11 protein-coding genes are annotated in these 12,948 nt (G+C 70.8%); 3 read left to right on the top strand and 8 right to left on the bottom strand.

Features of this window, described 5'->3' with window-relative positions; all coding sequences use genetic code 11:
- Positions 1-1,121, bottom strand: a 1,121-nt coding sequence (gene mmsA, locus KBY19_RS33825) for a CoA-acylating methylmalonate-semialdehyde dehydrogenase (protein ID WP_210967367.1), incomplete at its 3' end; no start/stop codon positions are given.
- Positions 1,122-1,256: 135 nt separating this feature from the next.
- On the opposite strand from mmsA, the gene KBY19_RS33820 reads away from it, so the two are divergent.
- Positions 1,257-2,855, top strand: coding sequence for a PucR family transcriptional regulator (locus KBY19_RS33820; RefSeq protein WP_210967366.1), 1,599 nt, complete (start codon positions 1,257-1,259; stop codon positions 2,853-2,855).
- 239 nt (positions 2,856-3,094) lie between these two features.
- On the opposite strand, the gene aztD is transcribed toward KBY19_RS33820, so the two are convergent.
- From aztD to aztB, 4 genes are all read right to left on the bottom strand, one after another.
- Complete coding sequence (gene aztD, locus KBY19_RS33815) at positions 3,095-4,285, bottom strand: zinc metallochaperone AztD (RefSeq protein WP_099885858.1); 1,191 nt, start codon at positions 4,283-4,285, stop codon at positions 3,095-3,097.
- 70 nt (positions 4,286-4,355) lie between these two features.
- On the bottom strand, positions 4,356-5,234 hold the full coding sequence (gene aztC / locus KBY19_RS33810) for a zinc ABC transporter substrate-binding protein AztC (protein ID WP_210967368.1): 879 nt from the start codon (positions 5,232-5,234) through the stop codon (positions 4,356-4,358).
- A gap of 71 nt (positions 5,235-5,305) precedes the next feature.
- Positions 5,306-6,550 carry a hypothetical protein gene (locus KBY19_RS33805; protein WP_099885857.1) on the bottom strand — a complete coding sequence of 415 codons (1,245 nt, stop codon included), beginning with the start codon at positions 6,548-6,550 and terminating at the stop codon, positions 5,306-5,308.
- Positions 6,547-7,425, bottom strand: coding sequence for a zinc ABC transporter permease AztB (gene aztB / locus KBY19_RS33800; protein ID WP_099885856.1), 879 nt, complete (start codon positions 7,423-7,425; stop codon positions 6,547-6,549). The genes KBY19_RS33805 and aztB overlap by 4 nt, the downstream gene beginning before the upstream one ends.
- 49 nt (positions 7,426-7,474) lie before the next feature.
- On the opposite strand from aztB, the gene aztA reads away from it, so the two are divergent.
- A complete protein-coding gene (gene aztA / locus KBY19_RS33795) occupies positions 7,475-8,188 on the top strand; it encodes a zinc ABC transporter ATP-binding protein AztA (protein ID WP_099885855.1) in 714 nt (237 codons plus the stop codon).
- A complete protein-coding gene (locus tag KBY19_RS37685) occupies positions 8,185-9,381 on the top strand; it encodes a GTP-binding protein (RefSeq protein ID WP_099885854.1) in 1,197 nt (398 codons plus the stop codon). Before aztA ends, KBY19_RS37685 begins: the two co-directional genes overlap by 4 nt.
- Positions 9,382-9,415: 34 nt before the next feature.
- Here KBY19_RS37685 and KBY19_RS33785 read toward each other — a convergent pair whose 3' ends face one another.
- The 3 genes from KBY19_RS33785 to KBY19_RS33775 all read right to left on the bottom strand — a co-directional run bounded on the left by KBY19_RS33785 (position 9,416) and on the right by KBY19_RS33775 (position 12,683).
- Positions 9,416-11,614 (bottom strand): MMPL family transporter, encoded by a 2,199-nt coding sequence (locus tag KBY19_RS33785; RefSeq protein WP_210967365.1) that lies wholly within the window; start codon positions 11,612-11,614, stop codon positions 9,416-9,418.
- A gap of 1 nt (position 11,615) precedes the next feature.
- A complete protein-coding gene (locus KBY19_RS33780) occupies positions 11,616-11,873 on the bottom strand; it encodes a hypothetical protein (RefSeq protein WP_210967364.1) in 258 nt (85 codons plus the stop codon).
- Positions 11,874-12,014: 141 nt separating this feature from the next.
- Positions 12,015-12,683 carry a response regulator transcription factor gene (locus KBY19_RS33775; RefSeq protein ID WP_099885851.1) on the bottom strand — a complete coding sequence of 223 codons (669 nt, stop codon included), beginning with the start codon at positions 12,681-12,683 and terminating at the stop codon, positions 12,015-12,017.
- Positions 12,684-12,948 lie beyond the last annotated feature (265 nt).

The raw sequence follows: 12,948 nt of genomic DNA, 5'->3' as shown, positions 1-12,948 counted from the left end.
GCGAGCAGCGTGGGGCCGAGCCAGAACCCGTCCGGACCGCCGGCCGCGCTGACCCGGCGGCCGTCCACGACCCGACTCGCACCGTCCTGCTCGGCCCGGTCGATGTAGGAGGCGACCCGGTCGCGGTGCGCCGCGGTCACCAGCGGCCCCATGTCGCAGCTCCGGGTGCCGTCGCCGGTCCTGATGCCCCGGGCCCGCTCAGCGATCTTCTCGACGAGTTCGTCGGCGACGGCGCCGACCGCCACCACGGCCGAGATGGCCATGCAGCGCTCGCCCGCAGACCCGAATCCGGCGTTGACCATGGCGTCCGCCGCCAGGTCCAGGTCGGCGTCGGGCAGGACGACGGCGTGGTTCTTCGCCCCGCCGAGGGCCTGGACCCGCTTGCCGTTGGCGGTTCCCGTGGCGTACACGTACTGGGCGATCGGGGTGGAGCCGACAAAGCTGACGGCCTTGACGGAGCGGTGGGACAGCAGCTCGTCGACCGCGACCTTGTCGCCCTGCAGCACATTGAAGACACCGGCGGGCAGCCCCGCCTCGGCCCACAGCTCGGCCAGCCACAGCGCGGCCGACGGGTCCTTCTCGCTCGGCTTGAGCACCACGGTGTTGCCCGCCGCGATGGCTATGGGGAAGAACCACATGGGCACCATCGCCGGGAAGTTGAACGGTGCGATGATGCCCACCACTCCCAGCGGCTGCCGGGCCGAGTGCACATCCACCTCGGTCGAGGCGTTCTCGCTGAAGCCGCCCTTGAGCAGGTGCGGAATGCCGCAGGCGAACTCCACGACCTCCTGGCCGCGGGTGACCTCGCCCAACGCGTCCGACAAAACCTTGCCGTGCTCGTTCGTGATGATCTCGGCGAGCTCGTCCTTGCGCTGGTTGAGCAGTTCGCGGAAGCGGAAGACGATCGCGACGCGCTTGGCAAGTGAGGTGTCACGCCAGGCCGGGAAGGCGGTCGCGGCCGCCTCGATCACCGTGCGGGAGTCCGCCGCGTCGGCAAGCGCCACCTCGCGCGTCACCGCACCGGTCGCCGGGTTGGTCACCTCGGCAACCCGTCCGCCGTTGCCGGGGAACGCCTTGTTGTCGACCCAATGGCCGACACGTGTCAGATCGCTGGTTGCCACGGCTTCCTCACCCTCGCTCGATCACTCACAGCAGGCAGGCCGCGGCCCGGTGCGGGCCCGCTGCCTGTTCAGAGGCTGCCAGAACCCTCACCGACGTTCTGTACACCTGGACAGGAAATTATTTACGATGCGTAAATGCAGCCGACCATTCGGGAGATCCTCCAGCTGTCCGCCATGGACGCGGGCCGACCGCAGATCGTCGGTGGCCACGCGCACCTGGACCGGCCGGTCCGCTGGGTGCACATCAGTGACCTCACCGACCTCACCGACCTGCTGGAGGGTGGGGAGCTGGTCCTGACCACCGGGCTCCCCCTGGCCGACGGTGCACAGCGGACCAGGACCTATCTGACCAGGCTGGCCGCGCAGGATGTGGCGGGTCTCGTCGTCGAGCTGGGCACCCACCTCGACGCCGTGCCCGAGCAGCTGGGGACCCTCGCCGACTCCCTCTCCCTGCCGGTGGTGGCACTGGCCCGAAGGACCCGGTTCATCGAGGTCACCCAGCAGGTGCACCGGCTGATCGTGGCCGACCAGTACGAAGAGGTCGAGTTCGCCCGCACCACCCACGAAGTGTTCACCTCGCTCAACCTCGCCCGGGCCTCCACCACGGACATCGTCACGCGGGCGGCGCAGACCCTGGGCGCCCCCCTCGTCCTGGAGGACGTCAGCAGGCATGTGCTGGCCTTTTGCGCCCTGGACACCCCGACCGCGACCCTGCTGCACCAGTGGGCCGAACGCTCCCGCCTCCACGACACGGCGGACGCCTCCACCACCGGCCCCACCTGGTCCTCCGTCCCGGTGGGCGTCGGCTCCGAGCGGTGGGGCCGCCTCGTACTGCCCGCCGGGACAGCGGACACCTCCCGCGCCCGCATGGTGCTGGAACGGGCCGCACAGTCGCTGCAACTGCACCGGATGATCCAGCAGGAACGCGACGCCCTCGTGGTCCAGGCACTCGGCGGTCTGCTCGACGACCTGCTCAGCGGCCGGGTCGGCGAGGAGACCGAGGCCATGGCACGGGCGACCGCGCTGGGGCTCACCCCCAGCAGCCGTTACGCGCCGCTGTCCGTCCGCGTGCAGCAACGTCCCGGCACCGACGCACTGACCCAGGGCGAGGCCGACCGGCGGCTGCTGGCCGCCGTCCGCCAGGCCGTGGCCGCCGCCGGAGAGAGCGCGCTCGCCTCCATCCGCCGTGCGGGAACGGTCTCAGCGGTCATCTCATGCGCGTCGAAGGGCCCCGAGCAGACCCTCGGCGCCGTCAGCACCGGGCTGCGCGAGCGGTTGACCGGCCGGAGCGGTACCGACGGCTGGGCCGCCGGTACCGCGCCCGCCTCCTCCAGCCTCGTCGGGGCCGCCCAGGGCCTCGCCGAGGCGGAGCACGTCGCCGAGGTCGGCCTGACCATGCCGGAGACCGACCGCCTCTACCGCTCGACCGACGTGCGGCTGCGCGGACTGGTCGCCCTACTCCGCGACGACCACCGCCTCCAGGCGTTCGCCGAGACCGAGCTGGGTCGCCTGCTCGACCACGACGCGCGCACCGGCGAGGACCTGCTCGGCCTCCTGCGCACCCATCTCGACTGCTCCGGCTCCAAGACACACACCGCCCGCCTCACCGGGCTGAGCCGGCCCACCCTCTACAGCCGGCTGCGCAGCATCGAGAAGATCCTGGGCGTCCCCCTCGACAGCGCCGAGTCACGCACCTCGCTGCACACCGCGCTGATGGTCGTCGACGCACGCTGACGGTCCCCGACGCACGCTCAGGACCCCGGCCGCCAGGACCTCCTCGTCCAAGGGGAGATCAACCACGCGCGCGCTGCCGGGAGTCGGGGTGACACGGGTGCAGGCAGTTGTGTTCACAGGGGTACGGTCACGGTCCTCCCGGAGGCCGGGAGGGCGGCCCGGTCGACGGGCACGGTCCGACTGCCGTGCCGCGTCGACCGGGCGCCCTGGGTGGGGCGTACCGAGTCGGTCCGCCGGGGCTACTCGGCGACGACTCCGGTGATCTCGTTCGGCTTCTCCTCGAAGGCGCCGGTGGCCTTCTTCTTCCCGGAGTCCAGGTCGACCGCGTAGAGCTTCTTGTGCTCGGGGTCGGTGACGAAGGCCGTCTTCTCGCGTACGAAGATCTCCGGGCGGGCCTGCTGCCAGTCCAAGGGCTCGCGCCACTCCTCGACGACGGGAATGGTCCTGCTCACCTTCCCCTTCTCGGGGTCGATGACGTGGATCTTCCCGTCCGTGCCCAGCACCAGCGCCTCCCCCTCGGGGCCGCGGGCCAGGGACCTGAAGCTGTAGCTGGTGCCCAGGTCGACCAGCTTCAGTTTGCCCGTCTCGGTGTTGATCAGGGAGACCTTCTCGGGGCGTTCGAGTTCGGCCTCCCGGTCCTGCTTGTAGTCGCCGAGCACGACGGAGGACTTCTCGGAGCCCTTCTGGTTTCCGATCCTTCCGTACTCGGTGGGGCTGTCGATCTTGGTGATCTTCCCGTCCTTGTAGAGGAGGACGCCGTCCTCGCAGCCGATGACCACCGCCTCGTCCTTGGCGGTCGCCTCGCCGTGCACCTCGGGGCACTTCTCGTTGCGGGTGATCTCCTTGCGCTTCTCGTCGAGGACGACGATGCCCTTGCGCTTCTTCGCGGTGCCCAGCGTGGTGACGAGTTCGCCGTTCTCCAACTCGACGGCGACACCGTGGTGCGGGGAGGGCGAGGTGTAGGTGTCGACCCTCGGCTTCTTCTTTCCGAGTTCGGCCGGGTCGAAGATCCGCACCTCGCCGGTGCCGTCGGTGAACAGCACCGTCTTCCCGGCGTGCTGCACCACGTGGCCGGGCTCGGCGCCCTTGAACTCCGTCTCCGTCAGCTGCTGCCGGGCCGCGTCCAGCACCCGGAAGCCCTCCGAGGTGGACACCATGACGTGCTTGTCGTCCCCTGCGGGATTCACCCGGTTGTATCCCTCGAGCGGTACGTCCTTGACCACCTTGAGGGACTTCCCGTCGAGCACGTACAGCCCGCCGTCGTGCGTGACGACGAGAGGGTCCTCGACCGCCGCGGCGGACTGCTTGTCCCCACTCTTCGCGGACGACCTGGTGTCCGTGTCCTCCGCGCCGCACGCCGTCATGACGACGGAGGTGAAAAGGAGCGCGGAGAAGGTCGCCGCTCTGCGGAGGCGCGCACTGCTGCTCATGATTGTTCTTCCTTTCCTCGTCCACCGCCGCTCACGAGCCGCGGACAGACGTATGGGTGTGCTCGTGGGGCTAGGACTTCGCGAGTCCGCGCACTATCGACTTGGTGTTGGCGCGCATCATCTGCAGATAGGTGGCGGCGCCCTTCCCCTCTTCCGTGAGGGACTCGGAGAACAGCGGGATCACGGCCACCTCGACATCGCTCTCCTTCTTGAGCGCCCGCGCCAGCCGGTCGGGTTGCGAGGAGTCGGCGAAGATCGCCTTGACTCCGGCCTTCTCGATGGTCGTGGTGAGCGCTTCCATGTCCGCGGCGCTGGGAGAGGCGAGAGTGGTGCCGCTGGGTATCACGGTGCCGACGACCTGGAAGTCGAACCGGCGGGCCAGATATCCGAACACATGGTGGTTGGTCACCAACTTGCGGCGGCTCTTCGGGATCGTCTCGAAGCGCTGCTCCATCCATGTGCCGAGCTGCCCGATCTGCTTCCCGTACGCGGTGGCCTGCTCCTTGACGGCGCTCTTGTCGACCCCGTCGACATGTTCGGCCACCGCGTCACCGATGAGCCGGACCGCGGTGCGTACGCGGGAGGGGTCGGTCCAGAAGTGCGGGTCGGGCCGCCCGGCCGTCTTGTCCGTCCGATAGCTGAGGGGGTGCACCCTCCGGGCGACACCGAGCGTGGGTACCCCGGCTTCCTTGGCCGCCTCCACATGGCGCAGTACGTTCTCCTCCAGGCCCAGGCCGTTGTAGACCACCAGGTCGGCGCTCTCGATCTGGGCTGCCTCGGCGGCTGAGACACCGAAGGAGTGCGGGTCGGCGTTGGGTTTCATCAGCACCTTCACCTCGGCCCCGTCGCCGACGACCTCACGCGTGATGTCGCCCAGGATGTTGGTGGTGACCACCACGGTGGGGCGCCCGTCCTCGGTGGCGAGGCATCCCGTCAAACCGGCGAGCATCGCGCAGACGAGCAGGAGGACACCGGCTGCCGTACCGCGTCTGTTGGAGCGCCCGGCTCCTGTGTCGGCCTTCAACGTCCCGTCTCCACCATCTCGGCGGGCGCGAAGTCCAGGGAGAAGGAACGGGCCTTGCGCAGATCGTCGTTGTAGTCGATCTCATAGACCTTCTCGGCCGCCACGTCATTGATGTAGGCACGGGCGGCGTCGACCTCGATGACCGAGCGGGAGGCGTCCTTCGCATCCGGCGACCCGGCGAGGATCTTCTTACGGGCGATCTCCTTGCCGTCCGAGATCTCGTACGCCCTCAACGTCCCCGAGCGGTCCAGCACCAGTAGCGGGGTGCCCTCTCCCGCGCTGTTGACGGCTGCCACCGGTGCGGTCTCGATCTTCTTCCATTCGCGCTCGGCCACATCCAGGACCCATACGGCGTCGTCTCCCGCCCTCGCGGTCAGCGTGGTGCCGAGGGAGCGGCTGCGGAAGGATTCGGGGCGCTCGTCGTCCGCCACCTTCCTGCCGAAGGGGATCCTCTCGGCATGGGGCTCGCCCTTCTTCTCCGTCACGAACAGCGCGCCGTCGGCGCACCCGAAGACGACACCGGTCCGCGTCACTGCGGCACCGCGCAGCTCGGGGCATTTCTCGCCGAGGGTGGTCTTCTTCTTGCCCTTCCGGTCGCGCACTTCGACGACGGTGTCCCCGCCGAGGCCGGCCGCGGGAACCAGTACGTCCTCCTCGAAGGGGACCGCGGGGCCCGGTTCGACGTCGTCGAGGGTCGCGGTCGGCTTGATGCGGCCCTTCTCCATCCGGCCGTGGTCGACAAGCCGGGCCGTACCGTCGGCGAGGGTGAAGGCCGTCAGCCACCTGCTGCTGTAGACGTCTTCGACCTTCTTCCCCCGCACCGTGCCCAGGCCGCGCGCCTCGGCACGGTAGTAGTGCAGATGGTCTCCGTGGTCGACCATCCACGCCCCGCTGTCGAAGACCTCGGAGCCGCTGCCCGAGTTGGCGTAGGCGAACCGGCCGTCGGTGACCAGTTCCGCGCCCTTGCGGGCCCGGCCCAGCGGTTCGGTCTTCCCCTTGACGAGGTCGAGCAGCGTGAGAGTGCCGCTTCCGCGGTCCGCCAACACGAGGCGGGACTGCTGCTCGGCGGCCTCTTCGGCGCCGGCTATGTACCCGTGGGGTTTCGACGACGCGGGGTTCTTCGCGCTGTCTCCCCCCTCCTTCCCCTTGTCGTCGCCGCTGCCGCCGCAGCCCGCCAGCAGCAGTCCGAGACAGAGGACCGCGGCGGAGGCCGGCACGGCCTTCTTCCGGTTCCAGATCATGATGAGTGCTCGTGTTCCCTTCGTTCTTCGTCTGTGGGGGTGGGCTGCGCGTACTCCGCTCGGCGGTTCCGGACCCGGGAAACGAACACGGAGAGGAAGAACAGCAGGACGGCGACCGCGGCGATCGTCGCTCCGGCAGCCGTACCGAGGTGCCAGGAGACCAGGAGTCCGGCGAAGGTCGCGGCCACTCCGAACAGCGCCGCACCGCCCATCACCGTCGGGATGCGTCGCGACCACGGCAGCGCGGCGGCCGGTGGGGCGATCAGCAGTCCGAAGACCAGCAGCGTGCCGACGACGTGGAACGACGTGACGATGGCCAGCGTGACGAGCCCGAGCAGGGCCGCGTGTGCCAGCCGGGGGCGCAGTCCGAGGGTGTGGGCCTTCCGCTCGTCGAAGGCGAGGGCCAGGAAGGAGCGGTATCCCAGAGCGGACACGAGTACGGCCACGCACAGCGCCACGGCGAGGTTGACCAGGTCCTGGTCCCGTACCGCGAGCACATCGCCGAACAGGAATCCGGTGAGGTCCACCGCGAAGGACTGCGACCGGGAGACGATGATCACGCCCAGCGAGAGCATGCCCACGAACAGCAGGCCGATCCCGGTGTCCTGGGAGAGCCGGGGGGAACGCCCGAGGGCGGTCACCCCGCAGGCCATCACCCCGGCGCTCACCGCGGCGCCGACCAGCAGATTGCCGCCGTAGAGCGAGGCGACGGCGACGCCGGGAAGCATGCCGTGCGCCATGGCGTCACCGAGAAAGGTCATACCGCGCAGCACGACCCATGTGCCGGCGGTGGCGCAGATCAGGGACACCAGGATCCCACTCCACAGGGCCCGCTGGACAAAGGCCACTTCGAACGGGCCGGTCAACCACTCCATGACCGGGAGCCTATAATGAAAATGATTGTCATAACAACAAGGGGAGGACATGCCACAGCCCAGGCCGTACGAGGTCACGCTGCACGACGCCGCCGCCGGATACCCCCGGCGTCCGGTGCTGCGCCAACTCACCGCATCCATCCCCGGCTCCGCGACGACCGCCGTCGTCGGACCGAACGGCTCGGGGAAATCCACGCTCCTGAGCGTCCTGGCCGGGGTACGCCCCCTCACCTCCGGCTCCCTCGACAGGAGCCGCACCTCCCGCCCCTGCTTCGTCGTCCAGCGCAGCGCGGTCTCCGACACCCTTCCGCTCACCGTCCGGGAAACCGTGACGATGGGACGCTGGGCGCATCGCGGTGCCTGGCGGCGGCTCACCGCCCGGGACCGCTCCGTCGTGCGCGACAGCATGGACCGGCTCGGCATCCTCGACCTGGCCGAGCGGCAGCTGGGTGAACTGTCGGGCGGTCAGCGGCAGCGCGCGCTCGTCGCCCAGGGGCTCGCCCAGGAGGCCGGCCTCTTCCTGCTGGACGAACCGACGACCGGCCTGGACATGGCGGCGCGGGAGAGCATCTCCACCGTGCTCGGGGCCGCCGCGGCCGAGGGGGTGACCGTGGTCCAGGCCACGCACGACCTCAACGCCGCCCGGGAGTCCGACCACTGCCTGCTGCTCCAGGACGGACGGCTCGTCGAGGAGGGAAGGCCCCGGGACGTCCTCACCGACGGCGCGCTGCGCCGCGTCTGGGACTTCCCGGAAGCACAGTGACCCGCCCTCCCGGCGAGATCCTGCTGAGCGTGGTGTCGGGCAACTGCCCCGAAGCGCACGGCGCTCTGGTGGACGGAGTGCTGGACGCCTCACCGGACGCCCTGGTCCTCTCCGTCTCGCTGCAGAACGGGCCCGACACGTATCCGGTCGTCCAACGCCTCTCGCGGAGCGCCGACCCGCGTATGCGGGACGCCGCGTACCACGGTGTGGCCGGCGCCCCGGCCGTGGTCCTACGTCAGGATCTGCTCTCCATCGGGCGCGCCACGCACCGCCCGTCCGTCGTCGTACTGGCGCTGCCCGAGGAGCTCGACACACTGCCGCTCCTGCTGGAGCTGTGGCGCGACCAGCTCGGGGCCGGGTCGCTCGGCGACCACTACACCCCGGGCCCCGTGCTGGCCGGCATCGATCCGACCTCCTTCCTGGCGGACATCGGCTGCGTCCACCGCACGGTGCGCCGGTGGAACGGCTGGACGGCCGGCGCCCCCGTGACACGGGCCGAGGCCGCGGCAGCGCAGGTGGAGACGGCGGACACCGTCGTGCTGCACTCCCCCGCCGGCACCCGGACCGGGCTCGCGTCGGGAGTGGCCTCGTTGGTCCAGCTGCTCAACAGCCGCGCCCAGGTGGTGGCCCAGGACGGTGAAGCACCGACTCGGCTCCCCGCTGCCGCGCTGCGGCCGATCTCCTACGACCCCCAGGAGGCGTGGCGGGCCCGGCTGGACCCGGTGACGGTGCCGCACATGCCGCACGACACCGCTCACGGTGTGGGGTCCGTGCTGTGGCGGGCCCGGCACCCGGTGCACCCCGGACGGCTGGCCGACGCCCTGGCCGTCGTACTGCTCGGAGTCGTACGCGGCCATGGGCACCTGTGGCTGGCCAACCGGCCCGACTCCGTGGTGACCTGGCGTTCGGCCGGGGCGCATCTTCAGCTGTGGGAGGCGGGCCCGTGGCTGGAGGCGGAGGCTCCGCAACTGTGGCAGACCGCCTCCGCGCAGCGGCGCACGCTCGCCTCCTGGTACTGGGACGACTACTTCGGCGAGCGCCGGAACGAGATCACCTTGACCGGGGTCGACCTGGACGCCGCCCGGATCCGCGAGGCCCTGGACGCGGCCCTGCTGAGCTACGAGGAGCTGGCACAGGGGCGGGACCGGTGGCTCGGCCTCGCGGATCCGTTCTTCACCGGCGACGACTCGTAGGGGCCGACACCAATGGCCCCTGGCCGCCCGCCGCTCAGTGGGCTTCGGGCCGCTCCAGTGCCGCCTTCGGCAGCCGTTCGGCGAGCGGCGCCGGGAGCCACCAGGCACGGCGGCCGAGCAGCTGCATCACTGCGGGCACGATCAGGCAGCGGATGACCAGGGCGTCCAACAAGATCGCCACCGCGAGGCCCAGCCCGAACTGCTGCAGCATGCGGTTGGGGCTGAGGATGAACGCGGCGAACACCACGATCATGATGGCCGCGGCCGCCGTGATCACCTTGCCGGTGGCGGCAAGGCCCTCGCGGACCGCGTGGCCGTGGTCCCGGGTACGTTCCCACTCCTCATGGATGCGAGAGATCAGGAAGACCTCGTAGTCCATGGAGAGTCCGAAGACGATGGCGAAGATCATCACTGGGATGAACGCCTCGACCGGCCCCGGCTGCACCCCGAACCAGTCCTCCTGGAAGACCGGCGTGATCACGCCCAGTGCCGCGGAGATGCTCAGCAGATTCAGCACGGCTGCCTTGAGGGGGATCAGGACCGAACGGAAGACCACCATCAGCAGCAGCACCGACATCCCCACGACGATGGCGACGAAGAGCGGCATCCGTTCCGCGACGCTGTCGGCGAAGTCCTGCGTGGCGGCGGTGGAACCCCCGACCAGGAGGTCCGCACCGGTTTCCCGCTCCAGCGGGGGCAGCACGTCCTCCCGCAGCCGGTGCACCAGATCGGTGGTGCCCTCGTCCTGCGGCGCGGTCTCCGGGAAGACCAGGACCGTGGCCACTTCGCCGTCCTCGGAGGGCAGCGCGGGACTGGTCGCGGCGACGCCGCCGGCCTTGCCCAGGGCGGCGCGCACGGACTCGCCCGCGGCCCGGTCGCCCTTCGCCACGACGATCAGCGGACCGTTGAATCCTGGACCGAAGCCCTCCGCGAGCAGGTCGTAGGCCTGCCGACTCGTGGTGCTCGGCGCGTCGTTGCCGGCGTCCGCGAAGCCGAGGCGCATCCCCAGCGCCGGAGCCGACAGCGCCAGCAGGGCGATGAGCGCGGCGAGCAGGGCGGGCAGCGGGCGCCGTTGCACCGCGAGGGCCAGCTGCCGCCAGCGGTCCCCTTCCTCCTTGCCCTTGGCCGCGGCCTTCTCGGCGCGCTTGAGCACATTGCGTCGGATACGCCCGCCGAAGAGCGCGAGCAGGGCGGGCAGCAGGATCAGCGAGGCCGCCATGGTGACCAGGACCGTCAGCGCCACGGCCAGGGCGACGCCCTGCAGCGAGCCGAGGCCGAGCGCCACCAGCCCGAGCAGCGCGATGATCACGGTGCAGCCGGCGAAGAAGACCGTGCGGCCCGCCGCGTCCAGGGCGAGCCGGGCCGCCGCGGCGGGATCCGCGCCGTGGGTGAGTTCGTGGCGGTAGCGGTAGAAGATCAGCAGCGCGTAGTCGACCCCGACCCCGAGTCCGACCAGCATCATGATCGGCGGGGTGAAGTCGGCGACGGTGAACACATGGGAGGCCAGGGAGATCAGCCCGATCGCCCCGCCCACCGCGAACAGCGCGGTGACCAGCGGCAGTGCCGCCGCCACCAGCGAACCGAAGAGCAGCACGAGGACGACGAGCGCGGCGAGCATGCCCGCGCCCTCCGCGGAGCCACCCCCTTCCTCCTCGGCGCCGCGCACGGCCTCGCCGCCGAGTTCGACGCGCAGGCCGCCCTCGGCCGCCTCCTGCGCGGTGTCGATGATCCTGGTGACGTCGGCCTCGGGCACGCTCTGCGCCTTGTCGTCGAGCGTCACCGTGGCGTAGCCGATCGTGCCGTCCTCGGAGACGGCCGAGGCGTCGGCGTAGGGGCTGCGCACCTCGGCGACGCTGGGAAGCTCGCGCACCTGGTCGAGCATGCGGGGGACGGCCGGCTCGCGCTCCTCGATGCCCCGCGGGTCCTTGAGGACGATCTGGACGCTGTCGCCCGCCTGCAGCGAACCGTGCTGCTTCATCAGGTCGGTCGCGGCCTGTGATTCGGTGCCCGGCAGCGAGAAGTCGTTGCGGTAGCTGCTGCCCGCAGCCTGGGAGCCGGCCGTGATCGCGGCCACCACCAGCACCCACAGCAGTACGGCACCCCAGCGGTGGCGCTGGGACCAGGCGGCCAGCCGGCCGAAGAAGCCCGTGGGAGCGTCCGGACGGGACTCGGGGGAAGCGGTCGCGGACGCGGCGGAGTCTCCGCTCGCGGTCCTGCCTCGGCGATCGGACATGTCAGCGGCCCCCGTTCCGGCGCGGCGTACGGCCGGCGGCCCGGCGCATGCCGATCGCCGCTCCCCCGAGCGCGCACAGCACCGGGACGGCGATGAATGCGGCCAGCAGTGCTCCGGTGCCCTCCACATCGAGGGTGCGGTCGAGGACGAAGGCGCAGAAGGCGCCCGCGGTCTCGGTCAGCAGAAAGCCCGTGGCTCCGCCGACCAGGAGACCGAGCAGGGCGGGTGCGGCCTTGGCTGGTATGGACGGTGTACTCATGCCGGGAGCGTGCCGGGCCGGCCGGGTCGCCCGCGTCGGCCTCCGGCTGACACCCGCGCTACCCCGGTGGTCGCGGCTCGGCCGAGCCCACGTACCCCGGTGGTTGCCGGATGGCGGGCCCGGTCCGCCGGGGGCGGCGGGTCATTCCGTCAGCCAGCCGGGGCTGACCATTCCGGTCTCGTACGCCAGGACGACCAGTTGGGAACGGTCGCGTACGTCCAGCTTCGACATGATGCGGCTGACATGGGTCTTGGCGGTGGCCGGGCTCAGCACCAGTCGGCCGGCTATCTCGTCGTTGGTCAGCCCGGCCGCGACCAGTTCCATCACCTCGCGCTCCCGGTCCGTCAGCGCGTTCAGGCGCGGGCCGGGTTCGGGTGCCTTGACCCGGCCGGCGAACTCGGCGATGAGCCGCCGGGTGACGGAGGGGCTGATCAGCGCGTCACCACGCGCGGCCACGCGTACCGCCTGCAGCAGTTCCTCCGGTTCGGTGTCCTTCACCAGGAAGCCGGTGGCGCCCGCCCGCAGCGCCCCGTAGATGTGGTCGTCCAGGTCGAAGGTGGTCAGGACGACCACCCGCACCTCGGTGAGGCGCGGATCGGCGGTGATCCGGCGGGTTGCCTCGATGCCGTCGGTGCCCGGCATCCGGATGTCCATCAATACGACGTCGGGTCGCAGTTCCCGGCAGGCGGCCACGGCCTCGTCGCCGTCGCTCACCTCGCCGACGACATGGAGGTCGTCCTCATCGTCGAGGATCGAGCGGAAACCGGCCCGCACCAGGCGCTGGTCGTCGGCCAGCAGGATCGTGATCATTAGAGGCCGGCTCCGATCGTGACATGCGGTGACGTGGTGGGCTCGGGGGCTCGGGCGCCCCGGGGACCCATGGTTCGGGGGCTCGGGGGTCAATTCTCGTACGGAATACGGGCGGTGACGGTGAATCCGCCGCGGGGCCCCGGACCGGCCGACAGTTCGCCGCCGAGCACGGCCACCCGCTCCCGCATTCCCTGGATGCCACTGCCCCCGCTGCCGTGGCCTCCGCCCTTGGGGCCGATACCGCCCGGCCCGCTCCCGTCGTCCT

The organism is Streptomyces sp. B15, assembly GCF_018070605.1.
Lineage (GTDB): Bacteria > Actinomycetota > Actinomycetes > Streptomycetales > Streptomycetaceae > Streptomyces > Streptomyces smyrnaeus.
This window is presented reverse-complemented; position numbering and strand designations above follow the sequence as displayed.

Excerpts from the sequence above, each read along its gene's own strand:
- aztC (WP_210967368.1), bottom strand. The coding sequence starts at position 5,234 with ATGCTCGCCGGTTTGACGGGATGCCTCGCCACCGAGGACGGGCGCCCC.
- aztD (WP_099885858.1), bottom strand. The coding sequence starts at position 4,285 with ATGAGCAGCAGTGCGCGCCTCCGCAGAGCGGCGACCTTCTCCGCGCTC.
- aztB (WP_099885856.1), bottom strand. The coding sequence starts at position 7,425 with ATGGAGTGGTTGACCGGCCCGTTCGAAGTGGCCTTTGTCCAGCGGGCC.
- KBY19_RS33780 (WP_210967364.1), bottom strand. The coding sequence starts at position 11,873 with ATGAGTACACCGTCCATACCAGCCAAGGCCGCACCCGCCCTGCTCGGT.
- KBY19_RS33820 (WP_210967366.1), top strand. The coding sequence starts at position 1,257 with ATGCAGCCGACCATTCGGGAGATCCTCCAGCTGTCCGCCATGGACGCG.
- KBY19_RS33775 (WP_099885851.1), bottom strand. The coding sequence starts at position 12,683 with ATGATCACGATCCTGCTGGCCGACGACCAGCGCCTGGTGCGGGCCGGT.
- KBY19_RS33785 (WP_210967365.1), bottom strand. The coding sequence starts at position 11,614 with ATGTCCGATCGCCGAGGCAGGACCGCGAGCGGAGACTCCGCCGCGTCC.
- aztA (WP_099885855.1), top strand. The coding sequence starts at position 7,475 with ATGCCACAGCCCAGGCCGTACGAGGTCACGCTGCACGACGCCGCCGCC.
- KBY19_RS33805 (WP_099885857.1), bottom strand. The coding sequence starts at position 6,550 with ATGATCTGGAACCGGAAGAAGGCCGTGCCGGCCTCCGCCGCGGTCCTC.